Consider the following 23,945-nt stretch of genomic DNA (forward strand, 5'->3'; position numbering starts at 1 on the left):
TGGGATAGGGGCATAGTGGACATGCCCTGTTCTGCAGGATGCATAGAGCATCCTACAGGTTCATGCCGCCATGCGGCATAACAGAAACCCTTTCCGACGTGGAGTCGGTGAGGGTAGTTCATTTTTCATCCATGTATTTATCGATAACTTCATAGATTTCGAGGTTTGGATCCTCCACCATCTGGATGGTTGTATCTAGCTGAAGAAGCTTGTCGTTACTCTTACTGCGCATCTCCCAGGTTGGAAGAGCCTTGCCATCTATCTCAGTGCTGTAAATGCCGTCTCCTGGTGTATCCACCTGACGGTAGTTACCGTTTGGATCTCCGTTGTATACAAAGTTTACCCAGTAGCTCTGCATGATCTCTGAAAGCTCATAGTCGCTCTCATCGTAGAGCCCGCGATGGCGCCAGAGATTGCCATAAGCGTATGGAAGCTCTCCTGCATGATAATTACTAAGTACGTTGTTGGTCTTGGTGAAATAGTACTCGTAGGCCGGAACTCCCTGCTCTACAAGGTAATTGTTCCATACGTAGTGTGGATAGGTAAACCACATAGCACTGTAGGCTACGTTAAGGGCGCCCTTGGCCTCTCCAAGCTTATCTATGATGATGTGCTGGTCTCTGGCAGGAAGGTCGTATGGAACAACCTCTGCCATCTCCTCGGCGTAATCTCCCATGTCCTCTGCGAGAAGCTCAACGTAGTTATCCCTTGTGGCCTCCTCGTCCAGCATGAAGGCATCTGCTTCCTTTACATTAAAGCCATTTAAAAGAGCTTTCTCATTGTTGTTACCCTTAACATAGGTCTTATATGGCTGCTCCTTAATAGCATAGCCATCAATTGTCATGGAAGAGTGCTTGGTTATGGTGGTCACCAGCTCTTTTGCCGGAATGTTTCTAAGTTCATCGGAGGTTTCTACTCTGAATTCGCTTCTGACTGCTTCACCAGCCTTAAGGGCATCCTCGTAGGATCTGAAGGTGTGGAAAGGCTTCTTAGGAAGCACTGAGCTGGACTCTGCGATGGCGTACTGGAAAAGCCCCTTGGTAAGGGGCGATACGCAAAGAGCGTTAACACTGGATGCTCCTGCGGATTCTCCAGCTATGGTGATCCTCTTTGGATCTCCGCCAAAGGCCTTGATGTTGGCATTGACCCATTTAAGAACAGCGATCTGATCCAAAAGGCCGTAGTTACCTGTGGTCTTGTTGGGTGATTCCTGTTTGAGGTCATCTGCTGCGTAGTAGCCAAATACTCCAAGCCTGTATGCACAGTTGACATAGATAACGCCTTTCTTGGCCAGGTCTTCGCCGCGGTACTCGCTGTAGGACGGCGTACCTGTGGTGAGGGATCCGCCGTGATAGTAGATAACAACCGGAAGGAGATCATCAGTCTCTTTTGCCGGGGCAAAGATGTTGAGATATAGGCAGTCTTCGCTTACCTCTTCTACATATTCATCGCCAAACTTAATCTGGTAATCATGGTAACCAAGGATCCTTGCCAGGGAATCGTAGATAACTGGATTCTGGGGCTGCATAGCCATTGGCCCAAAGTGATTGCAGGCCTTAACCCCTTCCCACTTATCCGGTGCCTGAGGCTCTCTGAACCTGAGGTCTCCAACAGGAGCCTTGGCATAAGGGATTCCGCCATAGGCCTTGACTGTGTGGTCTTCGTTGTAAACTCCTGTAAGCTGTCCCTGGTCTATGGAGATAACATCCGTCACATCAGGTTTTCTGTTATCAACTACCGGAACACGCTTAACTGGTGGCTGTGTCAGAAAGTACGTTGCTGCAAGCACACCAATGTATAGGAAAAGAGATGCAAACGCTCTAAACTTCATGTCCCTGCGTCTGTTCTCCGGCCCATATCCATGAATGTTCCCAAATACGCTGCCCCTTTTGGCTGCATATTTCTTCTTGCAATAAGTCCTGTAGAAAATCATGGCAGCGCAGGCTAAAACTACGATTACCCAGCTGATGAGAATGTTCTTGGATAATTCCAGAACAGTAATATATAAAATTGTTATCAGAATGATCAGGAAGTAAAACATACGCACCTCGCGAAAATACTGCGCTTATATTACTTTGTATTATACAACATCAGAACATGGCAGGCTATGCCTGCTTGACCAGATAAAGCACTACTATCCGCAATATTTAATTGAACTACCTTCATGAATTACAACATGCAAAGTTAGCGGGCCTTATTTGCAAGTACAGAGAATTGTCACCATATTTTCCCTCCAAATCGCTGCGATTCGCGGGTCTAAATGAATCTTTTTAATAATTGTCACCATAAAATCAGCATTTTTTGACTATATTATGTGAATTTCTCAACCTTCCTTAGTCAATTTATGGTGACATTTCTCTACATTCCCCTTTTTAGCCCATTTTCTTGCAAGAGCACCTACCATTTCGCCCAAGTGAGCGAGATGGTTCATATGAGCAAATAACGGTAATCTGAACGTTTGGTTGACGTCAACAAATCATCTCAAGGCATATATAAATTAACACACAAAAATCATACAAGGCAAAAAGCGCCCGGCGAATTCGCCGGGCGCTCAAGTTTATTCGAACTCCGCTGCAACTTTTTCAAGAAGATCACGAATCGGCAAATGCTGAGGACATACTGCCTCACACATTCCGCACTTAACACAATCTGAAGCCTTTCCACCGGTAGTAGTATACTCCGCATACTTAGCCTCTATGTTATGTCCAAAACTTGCCTTGTCATTGAGACAGCTAAAGAGATCAGGAATCCTGATGTCCATAGGACAGTGATTCTCTTCGATGCAGTAGTGGCAGTTGGTACATGGGATCAGGTCGAGACCCTTGGTGATCCTGGTTACCTTCTGAACTGCCTCCATCTCTTTTTCTGAAAGAGGTTTTAAGTCCTTCATGTAGGAGATGTTGTCATTCATCTGCTCAATGCTGCTCATTCCGGAGAGCACCATCGCAACCTGGTCGAATCCTGCAACAAAGCGGATCGCATAGGATGCATAGCTCATATCTCCAAGCTCGTCGTAGACCTTCCTGGCTTCATCAGAGAGATTTACAAGACTTCCGCCCTTAACAGGCTCCATAACAAGGATTGGCTTGTTATGCTTCTTGCAGACTTCGTAGCACTTTCTGCTCTGGACCTTGTCATCCTCATAGTCAAGGTAGTTGAACTGGATCTGAACAACCTCAACCTCTGGGTGGTCAGTTAAGATCTTATCAAGGAAATCTGCTGAATCATGGAAGGAAAGGCCAACGTGCTTAACCTTGCCCTCTTTCTTAAGTTCCTGTGCAACCTCGTAGGCCTCGCACCTTTGGAACTTGTCGTAGTTACCTCTTCCCTGGGCGTGCATCAGATAGAAGTCAAAGTAGTCTACACCGCACCACTCAAGCTGTTTCTCAAAGAAGGGACGGATCTCTTCCTTGCTGTTAAAGTATGGCTCTGTGAGCTTGTTGGTAAGGGTGTACTCACTTCTGTCGTGCCTGCTTGTGAGGCACTCTCTAAGTGTAGTCTCTGACAGTCCGTCGTGATAGCCATGGGCTGTATCAAAGTAGTTGAAGCCGTTCTCAATAAAGGCATCAACCATGTCACATACCTGCTTGGTGTCGATGGCTCCGTTTGCCATTGGGAGTCTCATTGCGCCAAAGGCGAGTTTCTTTTTCATCTCAGGGAAAAATACCTGTGCCATAAAAATCTCCTTTCAAAAGGGGAAAGGCACGATTATCCGAGGGCCTGCTCCAGATCCGCGATGAGGTCTTCCTTATCCTCAAGTCCGCAGGACATTCTTACAAGGCCGGCTGGGATTCCAGCTTCTGCAAGCTGCTCGTCGGTCATCTGCCTGTGTGTTGATGTTGCAGGGTTGAGACAGCATGTCCTTGCGTCTGCAACATGGGTTTCAATGGCTGCCAGCTTCAGCTTCTTCATGAAGCTCTCAGCTGCTGACCTGCCACCTTCGAGCTCGAAAGAAACAACACCGCAACCGCCGTTTGGCATGTATTTCCTGGCAAGCTCATAATATGTATCCGATTCAAGGCCAGGATAGCTGACCTTAACTACCTTAGGGTGCTTCTCAAGGAACTGTGCTACTGCAAGTCCGTTCTCTACGTGCTTAGGCATACGAACGTGCAATGACTCAAGTCCGAGATTCAAAATGAATGCGTTCTGAGGTGACTGAATGCTTCCAAAGTCTCTCATAAGCTGGGCTGTAGCCTTGGTGATGAAGGCTCCCTCTTTTCCAAACTTCTCAGCATAAGCGATTCCATGGTAAGAATCATCTGGCTGTGTAAGTCCTGGGAACTTGTCTGCATGAGCCATCCAGTCGAACTTACCGGAATCAACGATAACTCCGCCAACACCAGCGCCGTGTCCATCCATGTACTTGGTGGTTGAGTGAGTTACGATGTCTGCGCCCCACTCGATAGGTCTGCAGTTTACTGGTGTAGGGAAAGTATTATCAACAATGAGAGGTACTCCGTGTCTGTGGGCAGCATTTGCAAATCTCTCAATATCAAGAACTGTAAGAGCAGGGTTTGCGATAGTCTCTCCAAAAACTGCTCTTGTGTTGTCCCTAAATGCTACGTCCAGCTCCTCATCAGTAGCTGTAGGTGATACGAAGGTAACCTCGATACCCATCTTAGCCATGGTAACTGCGATCAGGTTGAAGGTTCCGCCATATATTGATGAAGAAGCTACGATGTGGCTTCCGCACTCACAGATATTAAACAGTGCAAAAAAGTTGGCTGCCTGTCCTGAAGATGTGAGCATGGCTGCTGTTCCGCCCTCTAATGCTGCAATCTTGGCTGCCACATAATCATTAGTGGGGTTCTGAAGCCTTGTGTAGAAATATCCGCTGGCCTCAAGGTCAAAGAGCTTGCCCATATCCTCGCTGGTGTCGTATTTAAAGGTTGTTGACTGAATGATAGGTATCTGTCTGGGCTCACCATTCTTGGGTGTATAGCCCGCCTGTACGCACTTGGTTCCAATTTTCTGCTGACTCATCTGTTTATTGCCTCCAATAGTTTCTATTTTCTAACACGTAAGTGGTTTTATTTTACCATATTTTCCGAAAAAGTACGGCTTACAGAAGGTGAGCTCTAAGCTCCTCACCGCTCTTTTCAGAAAGCATTGCTGGTGGGATATCAAGCATTGTCTTGCATCCCTTAGCGCCATCTGCGTGCATCTTGAAGGCCGCTCTTGCTACTGCAACAAGTACACTGGTTGTAAACTCAGGGTTTGAATCAAGCTTTAAGCTGTACTCAATGATGTGGTTGTGCTCTTTGTCAGCGCCAGTCTTGCCACTTCTGAATACGAATCCGCCGTGAGCCATTCCGCTGTGGTTCTTAAGAAGCTCTTCCTCGCTGATGAAATGAACTGTTGTGTCGTAATCAGCGAAGTAGTTTGGCATCTCCTTGATCTCTTTTTCAACGGCTGCTGCATCTGCGCCGTCCTCAAGAACTACGAAGCACTCTCTTGTGTGTTTGTCTCTTGTGGTGAGCTCAGGATTCTTGCCGCTTCTAACTGCCTCAAGAGCGCTCTCTACAGGAATTGTGTACTGCTTGGCGTTCTTGACACCCTTTACGCGGCGAATAGCATCTGAATGGCCCTGTGATACACCCTTGCCCCAGAATGTATAGTCGTTGCCATCTGGAAGGATTGCATTTGAGTAAACTCTTGCAAGAGAGAACATTCCTGGATCCCATCCGCAGGAGATAACTGCAACCTTTGAAGCCTCTTTTGCTGCTGCGTCAACGTTTGCAAAGTGCTCAGGAATACGAGCGTGTGTGTCAAAGCTGTCAACAACATTGAACATCTTAGCGTACTGTGGTGTCTGCACTGGAAGGTCTGTTGCGCTTCCTCCGCAGAGGATCATTACATCTATCTTGTCCTTGTAGTCTGCTACATTGTCTACTGAAACAACTGGAACTCCAGCAGTCTTAATAGTCAGTGTAGAAGGATCTCTTCTTGTGAAAACAGCTACCAGCTCCATATCAGGTGCTGCAGCAACTGCAAGTTCTACTCCCTTACCAAGGTTTCCGTAACCCAGGATACCAATTCTGATACTCATTTTCTTTTGCCTCCTATGTATAAAAATAAATCACGTACAATTAAAACGTATTATACAACCATTTACCTTCCTATACTATTGATTTTTTTGTCTAGTTGACATTCCGAAATTGGATTTATGTTATACTGATTAATATAAAGAAATAACAATTATCGAAAGGGGATTAATTATGCTAAGTGATTATACGAAAATTCCAGCTTCCATGAATTCATCTGTCGCTCTTAAGATAATTCCTGGACACTATGCGACTACTCATTCGCATATCACCAATTACATGGAAATCGGCACATTGAAGACCAGGTGCAATGAAGCTCACGGCGTAGCTAATGCCCTGGCGATGCACTATACAGTCAACACTCCTGTTGACACTATCCTGTGCGCCGATGGCACTGAGGTAATAGGAACCTATCTTGCTGAGGAGCTGACCAAGGCCGGCGTTCTTAACTACAACGCCCACAAGACAATCTATGTTCTGGCTCCTGAGTATGCTCCAAACGGACAGATTATCTTCAGAGATAACCTTCAGCTTGCTATAAGAGGCAAGAACGTACTGATCCTTATGGGATCCCTTGCTACAGGTCTTACTCTTGAGGGCCTTATGGACGGAGTTCGCTACTACGGCGCAACTGTTTCCGGAGCATGTGCTATTTTTAGCGCGGTAAAAGAGGTTGAAGGAATACCTGTTATTTCAGTCTTCCATCCTGAAGAGATTCCAAACTATCACTCCTATGCTCCATCAGAGTGTCCTCTTTGCAAGAGTGGACAGCCAATCGATGCCCTTGTAAACAGCTTCGGTTATAGCATTTTAAGATAACTGGTGTTTTCTTCTATATTCTCTCGGAGGACATCCGTACTTGGCTGCAAACTTCTTGTAGAAGTATGCACTGTTTTCATAACCAATGTTTTCTATAATCCTCTCTGTAGTGAGAGTAGTATTCTCTAAATAATAAGCAGCTTGCTGCAGCTTCCTTTGCTGCAGGAGCTGCTTAAAATTATTACCGGTGTTATTTTTTAAAAGTCTGCTAAGGTGTGCTGTTGTGTACCCTGTCTTTTTAGCAAGTTCCTCCAAACTTCCATCCTTATAATTGTGATCAATGTACTCAAGGGCCGCAATGGTGATATTCTGCCCTTTGGATCTCATGTCCTTTAAGGTGTCAGCGGAAAGAGCTGCCAGATTCATAAGCAGAAGATCCATGGTTCCATTAACCACCTGGTTCATGTCATTTGGATGAACTGTAAGGGTCCAGATAAGATTCTCCAAAAGATTCTCAACAGCGATGACTCCCTCTGCGTGATAGAGAAGGAAATCGCTGTATCTGTTTTTCTCAGAAAGTGATGCGATGATAAAGTCCCGAAGGATATTCTCCCTGTCATAGGATACGCTGCTTCTTGAAAAGAACTCCGGAAGAATAATGATGTTCATTGCAAGGTCATCCCTGCTGCAGGGCATGATCTCATGACGGGCGTGGCGGTTCATAAGTAGAATATCACCCGTTTTTAATGTGATGCTGTCTCCGTCTTTGATCCTGGTGGTAAGCGATCCCTGTAGCATCACTACCATCTCTATGTAGTTGTGTCTGTGCTCAGGAAAGTAAGCGAACCTCGTGTGGGGTCTTATGGCTATGAACTTACCCTTTTCAAGTAGCTTGGCTGAGTCCACAACGAACTCATCCTCCGAGGTATAAAGTTCCTTGGAGATAGCAGTATCTCCAGCGATGATCTTCTCTTCTTCCTCTGTGATCTTGTAGATGTGGTCCAGGATTTCTTTTCTCATAAATACTCCGGTGAAATAATATCAAATAAGGTTCTATTTTGGATAAGTTTTCGTTCTAGAAAGGTCATGACTCGTCCTATATTATAACAGATATAAAGGGTATTGGCCCACATTATTAGAAATATCAGATGAGGTATAGCAATGAGCAAGTACTACCTGGCAATAGACATCGGAGCCTCCAGCGGAAGGCACATTATAGGATGGCTTGAAGATGGCAGGATGAAACTTAAGGAGATCCACCGCTTCGAGAACAGACAGCGGGAGGAAAACGGTCATCTCGTATGGGATATAGATAATCTCTGGAAGGGAATCATTGATGGTCTAAAGGCCTGCAAAACAGAAAATATGATCCCCGAAACTGTGGGAATAGATACCTGGGGAGTAGACTACGTACTCCTTGATAAAGAAGGAAATATGGTGGGCGACGCTGTGGCCTACAGAGATAACAGAACAGTTGATATGGATAAAGCGCTGTCTAAGTTCATCTCTGAAAAAGAGCTGTACCAGAGGACAGGAATCCAGAAGCAGCCATTTAATACAATCTATCAGCTCCTGGCTCTTAAGAAGGAAAGTCCTGAGCAGCTTGAGGAAGCTGAAAGTCTTCTAATGATCCCTGACTACTTTAACTTTAGGCTCACAGGAGTAAGAAAGCAGGAATACACCAACGCCACCACATCAAATCTTGTAAATGCATCAGATAAAGAGTGGGACTTGGAGATCATAGATAAGCTTGGTCTTCCTAAAAAGCTTTTCGGAAAGCTTTCAGTTCCAGGAACTGTTGTAGGGGATTTTTGCGATGAGATCGCTGAAGAAGCCGGATTTAAATCAACTGTTATTTTACCCGCGACCCACGATACAGGCTCAGCTTTCCTGTCTGTTCCAGCAAGGGATGAATCATCTGTATACCTCTCAAGTGGAACCTGGAGCCTTCTTGGAGTCGAGAATCCATCTCCAATAACAAGCGATATCGCTCAAAAAGAGAACCTGACCAACGAGGGCGGAGCCTTCTACCGCTATAGATTTTTAAAGAACATCATGGGACTTTGGATCATCCAGTCCATTAGAAGAGAGCTTAACGGAAGCGAGTACGTTGAGGGCAGAAAGAGTAAATACGCTACGGGTAAGACCTACAGCTTCCCTGACCTTATAGAGGAAGCAAGAAAGTGCAATGGTTTCGAGACTGTACTTGACGTAAACGACAGCTCTTTTCTCTCACCAGAGAGCATGATCGATGCCATAAAAGAAAACTGCCAGGCTAACGGCCAGAAGGTTCCTGAAAGTGTCGGAGAGATCATGCAGTGCGTATACAGCGGTCTTTCTAAGTGCTACGCAGATACCATAAAAGAGATTGAAGATATTACCGGCAAAAAGATCACAGGCATCAACATAATCGGAGGCGGATGTCAGGACAATTACCTCAATGAACTGACAGCAAAGGCGACTGGACTTCCAGTTTTTGCAGGTCCCATAGAGGGCACAGCCATTGGAAATCTCGTTATTCAAATGATAACAGGTGGTTTGTTTGAAGATCTTCAGACCGCAAGGAACTGTATATTTGAAAGCTTTGACATAAAGACTTTTAACGAATAAAAATGGGAGGATTACAAAATGAGTTACGAACAGGCAAAAGAAAAGTACGCAGCTATCGGCATTGATACAGAAGCTGCCATTTCAAAAATTAAGGACGTTCAGATCGCGCTCCACTGCTGGCAGGGCGATGATGTAAGAGGCTTTGACACAGACCCAAATAAGCCCCTCACAGGTGGAATCCAGACAACAGGCAATTACCCGGGAAGAGCAAGAACTCCAGAGGAGCTCATGGCTGATATTGACGAGGTTTTAAAACTTATCCCTGGAAAAGCTAAGATGAATCTTCACGCCAGCTATGCTATCTTTGATGATGAAAACGGCGGATGGGTAGACAGAGACAAGCTCGAGCCCAAGCACTTCAAGAAATGGGTGGATTTCTGCAAGGAGAGAGGCCTTGGATGCGACTTTAACCCAACATTCTTCTCTCACCCTAAATGCGATCCACTTACCCTTGCTTCTCCAAACGAGGAGACAAGAAAGTTCTGGATCGAGCATGGTAAGGCCTGCATCAGGATCTCTCAGTATCTTGCCGAGGAGCTTGGCCAGACCTGCGTTATGAACATCTGGACCGGAGACGGCTTTAAGGATGTTCCAGCTGACAGGAAGGGCCCTCGTGACAGATACAAGGATTCCATCGAGCAGATCCTTTCTGAGCCCTTCGATTTTAACAAGGTTAAGCCCTGCGTAGAGTCCAAGGTATTCGGTATCGGAGTTGAGTCCTACACCGTTGGAAGCGCTGAGTTCACACTGACCTTTGCTGCAACCCACATGGATAAGTGCATTCCTCTTATGGATAACGGACACTACCACCCTACAGAGGTTGTAAGCGACAAGATCCCTGCGCTTCTGTCCTTCTTCCCTAACATCGCTCTTCACATCACAAGGCCTGTACGCTGGGATTCTGACCACGTTGTGCTCTTTGATGATGAGACAAAAGAGATCGCCAAAGAGATTGTTCGTTGTGGCGGACTAGAAGGCTCTGTATTCATGGCTCTCGACTACTTCGACGCTTCCATCAACAGAATTGGCGCATGGGTGACAGGATACAGGAACACTCAGAAAGCTCTTTTAAATGCCCTTCTGACACCAAGTGATGAGCTCAAGAAGCTTCAGGACTCCCAGAATTTCAGCAAGCTCCTTGTAAGCCAGGAAGAGCTTAAGACAATGCCATTTGGCGATGTATGGAACGAGTTCTGCAAGAGATGCGGCGCTCCAGAGGATGGTCAGTGGTTTGAAGAAGTTGAGAAGTATGAAAAAGACGTACTCTCAAAGAGAGTGTGAGAATTTTAGATAGGAGATTTTTGAAATGAAAGTTTTAGATGCTGAGTTTACACAAGGTTTTATCCGCATGGCGGGTGACGGCTGGGAGCAGGGCTGGCACGAGAGAAACGGCGGAAACCTGTCCTACAGGATGAAGCCTGAAGAAGTAGATATGGTAAAAGAGGACCTCTCTGCCCGTGAGTGGCAGCCAATCGGAACAACTGTCCCTGACCTCGCTGGAGAGTTCTTCATGGTAACAGGTTCTGGCAAGTTCTTCAGAAACGTCATCATCAAGCCAGAAGACAGTTTCTGCATTATCGAGGTTGACGACAAGGGCGAAAATTACCGCATCATGTGGGGCCTTGTTAATGGCGGAAGACCAACATCAGAGCTTCCTTCACACCTTATGAACCACGAAGTCAAAAAGAAAAAGACTGACGGCAGATACCGTGTTATCTACCACGCACATCCAGCCAACACCATAGCTCTTACCTTTGTTCTTCCTCTTACAGACGAGGCCTTCACAAGAGAGCTCTGGGAAATGGCTACAGAGTGCCCTGTTGTATTCCCTGATGGTATCGGAGTTGTGCCATGGATGGTTCCTGGCGGAAGAGAGATTGCTGTAGAAACCAGCAAACTCATGGAAAAGTATGACGTAGCAATCTGGGCTCACCACGGAATGTTCGCAGCCGGCGAGGACTTCGATCTGACCTTCGGTCTCATGCACACAGTTGAAAAGTCCGCAGAGATCCTGGTTAAGACCCTCTCAATGACCGGAACAAAGAGACAGACCATCACTCCAGATGATTTCAGAAACCTTGCTAAGGATTTCAAAGTCACTCTCCCTGAGAGATTCTTATTTGAGAAGTAATTTACAGTACTTCTATCAGCCTTTCATTAGAAACATGATCTTTTACTGCGATGCGATAGTAGCCTTCTGGCAGCCCCTCAAAGGTTGCGCAGTCCCTTATGAGGATGTGCTTATCAAGGAGCTTCTCGTAAAGGTTACTGCCTCTAAGCAGTACAAAGTTTGTGTCCGAATAAAAAACCTTTATCCCTTTTTTAAGAAGCCTCGATGTGAGAAAACTCCGTTCCTCGCGGATCATGTCGAGGCTTTTTTGTATGTAGTTATCCGCAGAGCCTGCTGCCGGGTCGACGGAACCCTCTGGCCTGGTTCCTGCTGCCAGAATATTAGCGCAGGCTACTCCTGCTGCCTCCGCAAAGGCTGACATGTTCCACTCTGGAAGGAATCGCCTTAATCTTTCAACGTTTGCTGCCTGAGACAGGCAAGATCCCACTCTCACCCCTGGTATGGAGAACAGCTTGGTGTAGGCGTCCACGACGTAGAGGTTGTCATACTGGCCAATGTAAGCCCTGGCGCTGGATTGTCCATCCGAGAGCTTATAAAAACACTCATCCACTAAAACAGCCGCGCCTGCTTCCTTACATCTCTTAAGCACAGCCTCAAACACATCCTTCTTTACGCATCTTCCCGTTGGATTATTGGGATTCCCCAGAATGACCAGGTCCACATCTTCAGTGATAGCACCTACAAAATCCATCGTAAGCTCGAAATCATCATCCTCTGAAAGCTGATATGTTGCAGTCTCGCACTCTCTTACCATCCCCAGGGCATGAACATACCCATAGAAGCTTGGAACTGGCAAAAGAGCTTTCTTCGGACTGAGCAACATTGCAATAGCTGAAAGGAGCTCTGATGCGCCATTTCCTCCGATAACGCATGAAGCATCTACTCCCTCAGCTCTGGCAACAGCCTGTCTGAAGTTCCTCTGATCCATGTCCGGATATTTATCCACATCGCAGACGGCCCCGGTAAGTGCTTTTTTCACTTCCTCAGGGCATGGATATGGATTTAAGCTCACAGAAAAATCCAGATCTATTCTTTTGTCGTAAATCTCACCGCCATGCAACATAACCAATCACCAGTAGCACCGCTACCCACAAGTATTCTGTCAAAAACATGAGCCTTGCGGCCCTCTTTATATCTGCCTTTTCAATAGGCCTTGTATCATCCCCGATATAGGGCTTATGAACCATCTTACCAAAATAGCTGGAATCGCCTCCAAGGCGAAGCCCTAAAGCTCCAGCACATACGCTCTCAGTCTGTGCAGAGTTGGGAGACTTGTGATTATAGCGGTCACGCTTAAATATAGCGAAAGCTCTTTTCCCGCTATAGTCTCTGCCACCTATGAATGCTGCCAGAACCATCATCAGGGCAGATAACCTTGCCGGGATGTAGTTCCAGACGTCGTCCATCTTAGCTGCCACGCGGCCAAAGTACTCGTACCTGTCACTGTGATAACCAAGCATGGAATCCATTGTGTTTACTGCTTTGTACGCAAATCCAAGAATGGGACCGCCAATAAATGTATAGATAAGGGGTGCGATGATGCCATCTGAAGTGTTCTCGGCGATGGTCTCAACCACAGCCCTTGTTATGCCAGCTTCGTCAAGATTTTCCGTATCGCGGCCAACTATCATGGAAAGGGCCTTTCTCGCTTCCGTAAGATTCCCGCCTTCGGCTGATTCCATGGCCCTGTAGACTTTCATGCTCTCGTCGGACAGACTCTTTGCTGCAAGGATGTAACAGGTCAAAATCGCTTCTACAAAAACTCCAAGCCACCTGTTTATTCGATAGGCTCCAAGCTGAACAATTGCAGTAACCAGCACAGTAAGCACAACCACCACAAGCCATGTCACTCCGCCAAGAAAGATCTTCTTCCTGTTTGCAGAGTCCGTACCCGTTGCAGCAGCACCATCCTGATTGCCACCTTCTTTATTCAGTTTCTTGTCCATCCATCCAATAAGCGCCCCAATAAGTCGTATGGGATGGGGAAAATTATGGGGATCTCCAATTATGCGGTCCAGCACCACACCAAACGCAAACCCCAGTATATGTTCCAGTATCATTTATAAGTTCCTATTCAAGATCAATATCGTACTACGACGCCAACCACAGCCAGCACCACCAGTGCCACCACCTCAGCCACTACCACAAAGTACCCCGCAGTATCACCCGTGACGCCGCCAAATCTCTTTTTGCACATAAACCAGTAATAGGTGCTAAAGGCAAAAAGTGCAACTCCGCAGCCTATGCATGAAATCACATCAATAAACGCCCACAAAGCCTCAGCAAACGTATACTGCGTAAGCAGTATCATGATATCAGCAGTATCCGCCTGGCCTGTCTCCCTGGCCAGCATTCCATCAGGTTTGGCCTTTGGAAGCAGGATGCTCCACAATCCGCAAAGGGCTCTGACTGCTATGAAGGCGGCCGCGTAGCAATAGATCCCGTAGTCCTGACGCCCTGCGTTCCAGTTGTGAACCACAAGGTACAGCGCTCCAAGCCACACCAGAGATAGTTTTAACAGTCCGATTACAGCAAATGCCCCAATATGAGGGTCTTTCATGATCTCAAGGCTCTTCTCCTTATCGGAAAAAGAGCTTTTGGCGTCCATGACATCCATGAAGCCGTCAAGGTGAAATCCTCCCGTGATCACAAGTGGAATCAGCGCCAGGATTGCCGTCATCACAAACACCGGAAGTCCCTCCAATAATCCCGCAGCAGCTACGATCAGTGCTACAACTGCGCCAATCAGGGGCAGGAAGCTTATGGCATGCCTGTACTCCCGGTCCTCCCACTGAAATGTGGGCATGGGAATCCTGGAATACATTGAAAATGCTATAGCAATGCTCTTAATTATGCTCATGCTCCCTCCATTTCCCTTGCGAGTACTCGTATATCTTATCTGCCAAGTCTCGAAGCTTCTCATTCACCAGCGCTACCAGCCTTGCGTATCTTCTTGTGTCCTCATCGTACCCTTCCCCATCCATGGGAAAAGAGTTTGTGACTATCACCAGGTTTTTGCACATTCCTGAAAGAGCCTTGATGTCAGAAACCACCTTGCTTACTACGTCTTCGTCAGACCTCTTAACAGGCTCTTTTCCCTGGGTCTGCACCTCTGCCCCATCCTCATGCATCACATTTCCCACAAGGTTTGAAACGCACTCCAAAAGGAAGGTGGAATCCTCAATACCAGCGACCTTAGACGCAGCACCAGCTACATCCACTGGGGCCTCAACGGTAAAAAAGCCTTTCCCTTCACGGAGCTTTTGATGCTTTTTAACTCTCGCATCGCCCTCTTCTCCAAAAGGAATCATGGTGGCTATGTATATTCTCTTGTCACTTTCAGACTGCTCCATGACCAGGGATTCAGCAAGAGCTGATTTTCCGCTGTTCGGAACACCCACAACAAGTGTGATCATCAGTTAATCCTCTTGTATTCGTCAATACTGTAGTCGCTAAATTCCGCGCCTCCAAGGTAATAGTCCATAACAACGTCAAGTAATGGAAACAGCATGATCGCGCCAGTTCCCTCTCCAAGAGCCATGTTTCCTTCGATGAGGGGTGCAAGCCCAAGCTTCCCAAGCGCCATGAGATTTCCCTTTTCTCTTCCAGCATGGGAGGGGATAACATACTCTTTTACCCCGGGAACAAGCCTTTCAGCTACAAGAGCAGCTGTGGTGCTGATAACACCATCAACCACAACAGGAAGGTGGCTAAGCGCAGCGCCGATGCAGAGTCCGCAAAGCCCAGCTATATCATATCCTCCAAGGCACGCAAGGATTTCAAGAGCATCTCCAGCTCCGTACTTATTTACAGCCGCTTTTACCACTTCTCTTTTCCTGGATAATCCTGCATCATCAAGACCTGAGCCTCTTCCAACGATTTCCTCACTGTCCTCATGCAAAAGAGCTGACAGCACCCCTGCAGATGTGGTGGTATTTCCAATTCCCATCTCCCCTGTAGCTATTACTTTGTAGCCCTTTGCTGCAAGGTCTTTCGTAAGCTCAATTCCTCTCTCTATGGCAAGTAGAGTCTCATCCTCAGTCATGGCTGGCTCTTTTACAAAATTCCTGGTGCCCTTTCTTACCTTTAGATCGATCACGCCATCGATGGTCTCGTCGCAGTCAATTCCCATATCCACAGGAATGATATCCACTTTCGCAGACCTTCCCAGGGTGCAGGCTGTACTAATGCCACTTCCAAGAGCAGCAGCAACGGCCTTCGTTATCTCTTTTCCAGTCTGGGAAATCCCTTCCTCAACCACTCCATTGTCGGAGCACATGATGACTGCGGCGCGCTTATCTAAAGATGGAGCCACTGTCCCCTGGATCGCTGCTATCCTTGCCACCACCTTCTCAAAATCTCCAAGGCCGTCTATAGGCTTTGAAATTCCATCCCACTTATCCCTTGAAGCCTGATAAATGGCTGCGGAAGGCGGTTCGATATTAAGTTTAGATAGTTTCTCTCTTGTTAACATTCTTAGATCTTTCTCAAAAATTCCTCTATAAATTCAGGGCAGGATGGGTAATAAAGGTGGGCAAATCCAGCAAATACGTTATTCTTTGCCTGATACCCTTCCCAGGACCTGCTGCCTGTGGGCTTACTCATCTCGCAAAGGTCGCCATTATCCGTGGTATCGCAGTAGTGGAATTCGTGCCCCCTTACGGTCCTGCCAGCCTTAAGGTATGTCGTATCCTCTTTAGCCGTCACATTCACATATCCAAAGTGGCCAAGCTTCTCTGTCATAAAGCCCTGCCCTGGCAAAACTCCTGCCATGTCGTAAACTGCGCCATCTACGCCTATAAAGGATTCCTTAAGATACAGAAATCCGCCGCACTCAGCAAGAATAGGAACTCCGCTATCAGCAGCCTGCTTAATCTCCCGCCTCATGGATTCGTTCTCAGAAAGCGCCTTTAAGTACAGCTCCGGATATCCGCCTCCGAAGATGTACCCATGTGCCTTAGGCAGATGCTCATCATGGATCGGGGAAAAGAACTTTATCCTGGCCCCAAGCTTTTCAAGGAACCTGAGGTTATCCTCATAGTAGAAGCAGAAAGCCTCATCCATGGCTATTCCGACGGCCTTATCTGTAACTGGTGACAGCTCAGGTATGGTCACATCCATAACCTTTGCGCTACCTGCGATCTCCATAAACGTATCATAGTCAAAGCTCTTTTCAAGCTCTGTTGCCACGTAATCAATAATATCTAAAACTTCCGGCACTTCATCAGGCATGATGAGCCCTAAGTGTCTGCTCCCAAGAAGCTCTCCCTTTAATTTGGGAAGAACCGCAATCGTTGGAATCCCCAGCTCTCTTTTGATCTCAGCAGCAATGTCTGATGCGATCATCGGAGAGATGTTGTTAAGGATGATTCCCTCGATCACTCCGACGCCGTACTCTGAAAAGCCCTTGATAAGCGGAATTACAGACCTGCTCATACCACGGCAGTTGACCACCATGATGGCGGGAGTTCCTGTCTTTACGCAAAGGTCATAGGATGACCCTTCCATGGAGCAGCTCCCCATGCCATCGTAAAAGCCCATGACGCCTTCGATGACGGAAATATCGCGCCCTTTGGCGCCTTCTGCCATGCTTTGTAAAACACCCTCGCTTCCAGCAAGGAACAGATCCAGGTTCTCTGAAGGGATCCCAAGGACCTTCTTATGGAACATGGGGTCAATGTAGTCAGGGCCACACTTAAAGCCAGCGGGCTTTAAACCTCTCTTTTGGAGGAGCCTTAAAATCCCGCAGGTGATCAGTGTTTTACCGCTGCCACTTCCAGGGGCACATATTAAGATTCTTGGATCTTCAAGTCTCATACACACCTCAAAAACTTATGATAAATACAGGGTTCTGGGCATCAGCCATGTGATAAGCTCCTCTTTTCTGGTAGCGACTCACACTGACCTGAATGATATCGGGGTCTGAAATGCCCATTTTATCAAGCACTGAAATGGTCTCCGTCATGGTCTCAAGGGTGACACAGTTGACCACGATCTTCACCTTGGGGTTGGCGCTTCTTGCAGTTTCAAGAATTTCATCCAGGTGCTTTCCACTGCCGCCAACAAACACGCTGTCCGGTGCAGGCAGCTCCTTAAGGGCCTGTGGCGCCTCTCCCGGGATAACAGTCATGTTAGAAAGACCAAATTTATCCTTGTTTGCCTTTAAAAGATCCACCGCCTCAGACTTTTTCTCTATTGCATAAACCTCTATTGAAGGATCAAGAAGTGCTGCCTCAAGGGAAATAGAGCCTGTTCCAGCTCCAACATCCCAAAGAACCGCTCCCTTTCTAAGTCCCAGCCTTCTCACAGACAGAGCTCTTATCTCTTCCTTGGTCATGGGGACATCGCCCCTTGTTATCTCATCGTCCCGAAGCCCTGCATTTATCAGATGCTTCGCAGCTCCAGGATTACTTATATTCAAAAGAACTTTTCCCTGCATGGACTTTAGTTCCGCTACGTCACTTACTTCGAAGACCTTCTCATCGTCTGTGCCAAGATTTACGCCGGCTGTAACTCTGAATTCTGGATCAAGCTCCCCTATTATCCTGGCCGCATCCTCAAGGTCAGATGGAAGCACGATAAGGTTCTCATTTTCTCTGGCAAAACCAGCTACGTTGCACTTTCTTCCATGGGCGCTGACGACTAAAACGTCTTCAAGCCCAAGAGAGAGCCTGTTTGCAAAAAGAACTACCGAGGATATGCCAGATATCTTCCTGACTTCAAAGCCTTTTGCCCGGAAAGCTTCTGCGCCTTTCTTAGCACCGCTGCAAAGAGAAATATCGCCAGAATAAATCACCATGGGGCGCTTAAACTCTGGATGCTCAGCAAGGTGGTTGCAGATTTCATCAGGGCCAAACATGGGCACAACAGGAACTGAAAGCTTCTTACCGCCTTCGCCTTCAAGCTCAGCCAGAACTGTCTTAGCTCCAAATATCACATCCGCTTCATCAAAAGCCTCAGCAAATTCTGTCGTCCAGTACTGTCTTCCGCCAGGTCCCATGCCCGCAAGAGTGATCGCCATGGCATCTTTTGGCCCTGCGTTCTCAAGTATCCTGTCCAGTACTTCCGCCACAGAAGCACAGCTTTCGCCCGTGCCAGCGCTCTCCTTCTCAGGATTCGCGATGACTACGCACTTTATGCCGCAGGCGCTGGCTGCGGATAGCTTCTCCTCAAAACCGCCGCTGGTGCCGCTTTCCTTGGTAAGAATAACTGATGCATCGACCTCTTTAATAAGGGCCTCATTCATCCTCTGGGAGAATGGTCCCTGCATTGCTATTATCTGCCTGCCAGAAAGCTCCATCTCCTGACATTTCTCAAGGCTCTCAACACTTGGAAGAACCCTCACATAAACTCTTGATCTGTCGCTTATTCCAGACAGGAGTTCCTTTAAATCCCTGCTACCAGTAAGGACCAGGATATTTCCAGTTTCTTTATCAAGGACCTTTGCTGCTTCTGACACTGAAGAGACAGTTACGATACCATCTCCCGCGCTCCAGTCATCAACAGGCCTTCTAAGCCTTAGATATTCACATGAAGCTTCATCACAGGCTCCAGCAATCTCTTTGGAAGCCGCTGTGGCAAAGGGGTGTGTGGCGTCTACCACAAGGCTGTACTCGCCCGAAAACAGGACTGCTACTATATCTTCCTTGGACTTTCTGCCCACCAGAAGGCTGTCTTCTCCGCTATTTACCTCGATCTCCCTGCCATATTCTGTTGCAACGCTGACCACATGGGGAATCCCTGCTTTTTTCAAAGCATCAGCCAGTTCTCTTCCCTCTGTAGTTCCACCAAATATGAGGATCTTATCTGCCATAGCCTCTCCTTACTTCTCGCTCTCATATCCTCTTGGGGTTACCATCTTATCCCCAACTCTTCTTGTTCCAGCGCTTCCAATAAACACTGTGGTGAACATATCTGCCTGATAGTCACGAAGTTCTGTCAGGGTCATGACCTGATACTTCTCACCATCACGACCTATCTCTCCTGCAACTCCGCAGACCCTGTTTCCGTCACACGTCTTTAATAAAATATCACACGCTTTCTTTAAATATCCAGCTCTGCTCTTGCTTTCAGGGTTATACAAAACTATAGTCATGTCAGCTTCTGCAGCTGATAATAATCTCTTTTCGATAAGCTCCCAGGGAGTTAACCTGTCACTTAAACTCACAAGACAAAAGTCATGGATAAGTGGTGCTCCAAGAAGAGCCGCTCCGCTTATGGCAGCTGTAACCCCAGGGATTATTTCAACATCTATCTGGTCACCCTCAAAATCCTGGCCCATGGAAACAGCAAGACCTGCAAGGCCATAAACTCCTGCATCTCCGCTGCACACAAGGCATACTCTGTTTCCTGATGCAGCCTTTTCAAGGGCAAGTTTTACCCTCTCTTCTTCCCTCATCATGGGAGTGCTGATATATTCCTTATCCTGAAAATGTGGCCTGACAAGGTCACAGTACACGGTATAACCTGCGATAACATCACAGTTTTCAAGAGCTCTATGGGCTCTTATGGTCATATCTTCCAAACTGCCAGGACCAATTCCCACAACAAACAGCTTTCCTTCGATCATGTTTTTATCTCCATCTAAGTTCTTTAACTATTACTCCAGCAGCAAAAGTCATTCCATTTTCAGAAGTCTTCCTCTTAATGATCCTGCTGCATCCATAGGCCATCACAGACCTCTCGCAAACATTATCAACGCCCACTGTTGCCTTAACAAAATCAGAGCCTGTAAAATCTCCCTTAACAGCAGATAGCTCCTCCTCACTAAAAGTCTTAAACTCTGCCCCAAAGAATCTGGCAGTATCGATAAGCCCCTGCTCCTTACTCTTAACGTCTACTGAAACAACAGCTTTCACTGCTCTTTCATCTATCCCAATCTCTGAAAGACACTTCCTTGCGAAGGAGATCAGCTCGTCGCTGCCCTTGTCTTTTTTGCAACCCATTCCAATAACAATCGTTTTTGGAATCAGCTGGAGCTTATCACCGCCATAAATAGCAGGCGAAATATAAATATCACATGTTTCTTTTGAAGCACTTAAACTCTCTGGCACGCTGCCAATAACAATTTCTTTTTTATACTCATCATCTACTACAAAAGTCCCATTTCCTGTTGCAAGAAGTCTTGCAGTAAATTCTTTTGCAAGTTTCATATCGCTGATCACAAGTTCATTGTCTTTGGCAAAAACATCAACTGCAAATTCACCCCTTACATCTGTGGCAGTTGTTAAAACAGCTTCCGCTCCAAGGATCCCAGCGATCTTTTTCGCCTCATCCACAGCTCCTCCAAGGTGCCCAGACAGCACAGGAATAACATAACATGCGTTTTCATCAATCACCAGAACCCCTGGATCTGTGGCCTTATCAGCCACATAAGGAGCTATAGCTCTTACAGCAATCCCACAGGCCCCAACAAAGATCAAGGTGTTCCCAGTTACAAACGAATCCCTGGTCCAGTCATCAAGTCCGCCAGCAACTTCAGCAACTTCTAATGTGTGATCATTCGCAGAGCTCCGACCTCCATCAAGCTCACAGAGCCCCTGACAGATCCTCTCCATCACTTCCCGTCCTCGGTCTGTAAAGCATATTAACTTGTATTTTCCCAGACTAATCTGTTCCATACATCTTTTCCTTGAGCTTTTTTATCACATTGGTGTAATTATCCCTATAGTGGACAAAAGTACAGTTCCTACAGTTCTTAACGCCCTTATCCGTCATAAAGTACTCTCCGCCGCAGTCCTCTACATCAAAGAGAGGACAATAGCAGAACATGCAGCTGAATTTGTCATCTGGTACATCGTGGCATGGATAGAACTCGCAGGCTCTGTTCACAAAATATCCAGAGTGCCTTCCGCCATCATGCCCAAGTCCTGACAGCACCTTTCTATACATCTCATCATCAAGATCAAAGAGGCCCTTTAAGAGTCCATCTGCGATAACACTGGTCGGAGTCTCAACCTTGACATGACCATCATCGTATACTAAAAGCAGTCTGTCAGACACCTCCAGGGCAAGCTCCAGCTCGTGAAGAGACATAACAATCGTTATTCCACTCTCTGTGAGCTTCTTTAAAACCTTCATAAGTTCAAGCCTGTGCTTGATATCCATATATGAAGTTGGCTCATCCATTACAAGGTACTTTGGGCTCTGACATATAGCCCTTGCTATAAGAGTTCTTTGCTTTTGGCCGTCACTCATATCAGAAAAAGGTCTGTCAGCCAAATGCCTTATATTCATAAGTTCCAGAGCCTTATCAGTCTCCTCCTGGTCTGCAGCTCCAAAGAGTCCAAATCCTCCAGTAAATGGCAGTCTTCCTGACAGCACCACATCCCTGCAGGTCATGAGCTGAGGTTTTACCCGCTCCGTTGTCACAACTGACATGGTCTTCGAGATCTCTTTTGCTGAAAGAGAGGTAATATCCTGCTCTCCAATAGTGACCGTTCCGCCAATGAGGCTTAGAGCGCCGGAAATAGTCTTAATGAGGGTAGACTTTCCGCCTCCGTTTGGACCTATAAGGGTAATTATCTCCCCCTGTCCTATCTCAAGAGAAACGCCACCTACCACTATTTTTCTGTTATATCCCGCCTGGACATCAGTAAGCTTCATGGCTGCCCCTCCTCCTTACCATCATGTAGATGACGATGGGTGCTCCAAAAAGTGACGTAACTGCTGAGATATTGAGCTCTGTTGGCGCAAACATCTGCCTTGCCAAAAGGTCACTAAACATGCAGAATACTGATCCAGCCAGAAAACTTGCCGGTACCAGAACAATAGGCTTTGAGCTCTTTAAAAGCTCCCTTACAAGAAATGGCACAGCAATTCCAATAAAGGAAATAGGCCCAGCAAATGCAGTCACGCAGGCCGACAGAATGCTTGAAAACAGGATTACCAGAACCCTGCACAGCTTAACGTTAACACCAACGCTACGAGCATAGGTCTCACCAAGCCTGAAGGCATCCAGAGCCTTACTTAGCATCATCACAAGAATAAATGTCATAAATACGATAACTGCCGCATATTTCACAGTCCCCATGTCTGTTCCCGAAAAGCTTCCCTGGGACCAGCCGTGGAGATTAACTATGTCCGAATCATCCGCAAAAGCAATGAGAAACTCCGTAATGGCGCTGCAGATATAACCGATCATGATGCCTGCAGCCAGTAGAATTCCCATATTCCGCACAACTCTCGATATCATGATAATGAAAAAGGTTGAGATCACAGCGCCCACAAAAGCCGCCAGTACCAGCATTATGCTGCTTGCTCTTCCTGTAGAACCCACTACAAAGATCAGCATAAGAGCCACAGCCATCTTGGCACCTGATGAAATGCCCAGGATGTAGGGTCCTGCGATAGGGTTTGAGAAGTAGGTCTGTAAAAGAAATCCGGACACCGCAAGAGCGCCTCCAAGAATAAAGGTCATTAGCGCCCTTGGGAGTCTTAGATCCAGTATTATGGCTGCGTTTTTGCCTGTTTCCTGCCCTGTAAGGATGGAAAGAGCCTCTGATGCACTGATCTTCACATTTCCAATGGTGATACTAAGGACAAAGCCCAGGATCACCAGGATGATCAGCACTCCAAAGACCAGTATTCTTCTAATCTTCCTTTCCTTTTCCATTAACTGTCTGTTCCTTTTCTATAGCCCGTGGTAAATCCCGGGTCGTAAAGCTTGGATTTTTCATATTCTGAAGGCTCTACCACATCTCCAACGATGATGAGGGCCGTCTTTTCAATGCCATTTTCAGCTGCAACCTCAGGCAAAGTCTCAAGGGTACACCTGAATTTCTTTTCATCAGGCCATGTGGCCTTGTACACTATGGCGCAGGGCGTACCAGGTCTTCTCCCTGCTGCAATGAGCCTCTCTGAGAGCCTTTTGGTATCTCCAGCTGATAAAAAGAACACCATGGTTGATTCATGCTCTGAGAGGGCCTCCAGCGACTCTTTTTCCGGAACCGCAGTCCTTCCGTCCATTCTGGTTATTATGACGCTCTGACTTACGGTAGGAAGCGTATATTCAAGGTTAAGTGCCGCTGCCGCGCCGCAAAAAGAGCTAACTCCAGGGGTCACATCATAGCTGATATGAAGCTCATCGAAAGCATCCATCTGCTCCCTGATAGCGCCGTAGATACTGGGATCTCCCGTGTGGAGCCTTACAACGTCTTTACCCTGTTCGCAAGCGCCAGAAGCAATTTCCACCACTTCACCCAGGGTGAGCTTTGCACTGTCATGGATTTCGCACCCTTCTTTTGCATATTTTAAAAGCCCGGGGTTAACCAGTGATCCGGCGTAGATGATCACATCCGCCTTCTCCAAAAGCTCTTTTCCCCTGATGGTAATTAGGTCCTCTGCTCCTGGACCCGCTCCAACAAAATGAACCATATTTCCTGCCTTTCTGGCTAAAT

Annotated in this window: 21 protein-coding genes; 4 read left to right on the forward strand and 17 right to left on the reverse strand. The window is 46.9% G+C overall.

What is annotated here, in order from left to right; genetic code table 11:
• Positions 1 to 118 precede the first annotated feature (118 nt).
• From D6855_RS08095 to D6855_RS08110, 4 genes are all read right to left on the reverse strand, one after another.
• On the reverse strand, positions 119 to 2,041 hold the full coding sequence (locus tag D6855_RS08095) for a carboxylesterase/lipase family protein (RefSeq protein WP_243111838.1): 1,923 nt from the start codon (positions 2,039 to 2,041) through the stop codon (positions 119 to 121).
• A gap of 516 nt (positions 2,042 to 2,557) precedes the next feature.
• Positions 2,558 to 3,676, reverse strand: coding sequence for an aldo/keto reductase (locus tag D6855_RS08100; RefSeq protein ID WP_120739859.1), 1,119 nt, complete (start codon positions 3,674 to 3,676; stop codon positions 2,558 to 2,560).
• Positions 3,677 to 3,708: 32 nt separating this feature from the next.
• Complete coding sequence (locus D6855_RS08105) at positions 3,709 to 4,986, reverse strand: O-acetylhomoserine aminocarboxypropyltransferase/cysteine synthase family protein (protein WP_120739861.1); 1,278 nt, start codon at positions 4,984 to 4,986, stop codon at positions 3,709 to 3,711.
• Between the two features lie 79 nt (positions 4,987 to 5,065).
• Positions 5,066 to 6,052 carry a diaminopimelate dehydrogenase gene (locus tag D6855_RS08110; RefSeq protein ID WP_120739863.1) on the reverse strand — a complete coding sequence of 329 codons (987 nt, stop codon included), beginning with the start codon at positions 6,050 to 6,052 and terminating at the stop codon, positions 5,066 to 5,068.
• A gap of 169 nt (positions 6,053 to 6,221) precedes the next feature.
• Here D6855_RS08110 and D6855_RS08115 point away from each other — a divergent pair, with 169 nt between their 5' ends.
• Positions 6,222 to 6,866: a phosphoribosyltransferase gene (locus tag D6855_RS08115; protein ID WP_120739865.1), complete on the forward strand. Its 645-nt coding sequence runs from the start codon at positions 6,222 to 6,224 to the stop codon at positions 6,864 to 6,866.
• Here the strand turns inward: D6855_RS08115 and D6855_RS08120 are convergent.
• The gene (locus D6855_RS08120; protein ID WP_120739867.1) at positions 6,858 to 7,826 is read right to left on the reverse strand and encodes an AraC family transcriptional regulator; all 969 of its coding nucleotides are present in this window, start codon (positions 7,824 to 7,826) and stop codon (positions 6,858 to 6,860) included. The genes D6855_RS08115 and D6855_RS08120 overlap by 9 nt on opposite strands.
• Before the next feature lie 141 nt (positions 7,827 to 7,967).
• Between D6855_RS08120 and rhaB the strand changes: the two genes are divergently transcribed.
• Genes rhaB through rhaD form a run of 3 tightly spaced genes read left to right on the forward strand, consistent with a single transcriptional unit; the run spans position 7,968 to position 11,547 of the window.
• Positions 7,968 to 9,416, forward strand: a complete 1,449-nt coding sequence (rhaB, locus tag D6855_RS08125; RefSeq protein ID WP_120739869.1) for a rhamnulokinase — start codon at positions 7,968 to 7,970, stop codon at positions 9,414 to 9,416.
• An 18-nt stretch (positions 9,417 to 9,434) separates the two neighbouring features.
• A complete protein-coding gene (locus tag D6855_RS08130) occupies positions 9,435 to 10,697 on the forward strand; it encodes an L-rhamnose isomerase (protein ID WP_120739871.1) in 1,263 nt (420 codons plus the stop codon).
• A 25-nt stretch (positions 10,698 to 10,722) separates the two neighbouring features.
• Positions 10,723 to 11,547: a rhamnulose-1-phosphate aldolase gene (rhaD, locus tag D6855_RS08135; RefSeq protein WP_120739873.1), complete on the forward strand. Its 825-nt coding sequence runs from the start codon at positions 10,723 to 10,725 to the stop codon at positions 11,545 to 11,547.
• 1 nt (position 11,548) lies between these two features.
• On the opposite strand, the gene D6855_RS08140 is transcribed toward rhaD, so the two are convergent.
• From D6855_RS08140 to cobM, 12 genes are read right to left on the reverse strand one after another with little or no spacing between them, the layout of a single operon-like run.
• Complete coding sequence (locus tag D6855_RS08140; protein WP_120739875.1) at positions 11,549 to 12,610, reverse strand: pyridoxal phosphate-dependent aminotransferase; 1,062 nt, start codon at positions 12,608 to 12,610, stop codon at positions 11,549 to 11,551.
• The gene (gene cbiB, locus D6855_RS08145; RefSeq protein ID WP_442861347.1) at positions 12,594 to 13,604 is read right to left on the reverse strand and encodes an adenosylcobinamide-phosphate synthase CbiB; all 1,011 of its coding nucleotides are present in this window, start codon (positions 13,602 to 13,604) and stop codon (positions 12,594 to 12,596) included. The genes D6855_RS08140 and cbiB overlap by 17 nt, the downstream gene beginning before the upstream one ends.
• 23 nt (positions 13,605 to 13,627) lie before the next feature.
• The gene (locus D6855_RS08150) at positions 13,628 to 14,407 is read right to left on the reverse strand and encodes an adenosylcobinamide-GDP ribazoletransferase (protein ID WP_158589492.1); all 780 of its coding nucleotides are present in this window, start codon (positions 14,405 to 14,407) and stop codon (positions 13,628 to 13,630) included.
• Positions 14,394 to 14,963, reverse strand: coding sequence for a bifunctional adenosylcobinamide kinase/adenosylcobinamide-phosphate guanylyltransferase (locus D6855_RS08155; RefSeq protein WP_120739881.1), 570 nt, complete (start codon positions 14,961 to 14,963; stop codon positions 14,394 to 14,396). The genes D6855_RS08150 and D6855_RS08155 overlap by 14 nt, the downstream gene beginning before the upstream one ends.
• Positions 14,963 to 16,021, reverse strand: coding sequence for a nicotinate-nucleotide--dimethylbenzimidazole phosphoribosyltransferase (gene cobT, locus D6855_RS08160; protein WP_120739883.1), 1,059 nt, complete (start codon positions 16,019 to 16,021; stop codon positions 14,963 to 14,965). Before cobT ends, D6855_RS08155 begins: the two co-directional genes overlap by 1 nt.
• A 2-nt stretch (positions 16,022 to 16,023) precedes the next feature.
• On the reverse strand, positions 16,024 to 17,364 hold the full coding sequence (locus D6855_RS08165) for a cobyrinate a,c-diamide synthase (RefSeq protein WP_120739885.1): 1,341 nt from the start codon (positions 17,362 to 17,364) through the stop codon (positions 16,024 to 16,026).
• Between the two features lie 7 nt (positions 17,365 to 17,371).
• Positions 17,372 to 19,360, reverse strand: coding sequence for a precorrin-6A reductase (gene cobK / locus D6855_RS08170; RefSeq protein ID WP_120739887.1), 1,989 nt, complete (start codon positions 19,358 to 19,360; stop codon positions 17,372 to 17,374).
• Positions 19,361 to 19,369: 9 nt separating this feature from the next.
• On the reverse strand, positions 19,370 to 20,116 hold the full coding sequence (cobJ, locus tag D6855_RS08175) for a precorrin-3B C(17)-methyltransferase (protein ID WP_120739889.1): 747 nt from the start codon (positions 20,114 to 20,116) through the stop codon (positions 19,370 to 19,372).
• 4 nt (positions 20,117 to 20,120) lie between these two features.
• Complete coding sequence (locus D6855_RS08180) at positions 20,121 to 21,167, reverse strand: cobalt-precorrin 5A hydrolase (RefSeq protein ID WP_120739891.1); 1,047 nt, start codon at positions 21,165 to 21,167, stop codon at positions 20,121 to 20,123.
• Positions 21,154 to 22,152: an ATP-binding cassette domain-containing protein gene (locus D6855_RS08185; RefSeq protein ID WP_120739893.1), complete on the reverse strand. Its 999-nt coding sequence runs from the start codon at positions 22,150 to 22,152 to the stop codon at positions 21,154 to 21,156. Before D6855_RS08185 ends, D6855_RS08180 begins: the two co-directional genes overlap by 14 nt.
• Positions 22,139 to 23,161, reverse strand: a complete 1,023-nt coding sequence (locus D6855_RS08190) for a FecCD family ABC transporter permease (RefSeq protein ID WP_120739895.1) — start codon at positions 23,159 to 23,161, stop codon at positions 22,139 to 22,141. The genes D6855_RS08185 and D6855_RS08190 overlap by 14 nt, the downstream gene beginning before the upstream one ends.
• The gene (gene cobM, locus D6855_RS08195; protein WP_120739897.1) at positions 23,161 to 23,922 is read right to left on the reverse strand and encodes a precorrin-4 C(11)-methyltransferase; all 762 of its coding nucleotides are present in this window, start codon (positions 23,920 to 23,922) and stop codon (positions 23,161 to 23,163) included. The genes D6855_RS08190 and cobM overlap by 1 nt, the downstream gene beginning before the upstream one ends.
• Positions 23,923 to 23,945: the final 23 nt, after the last annotated feature.

This window comes from Butyrivibrio sp. CB08 (assembly GCF_003625485.1).
Taxonomy (GTDB): domain Bacteria; phylum Bacillota; class Clostridia; order Lachnospirales; family Lachnospiraceae; genus Butyrivibrio.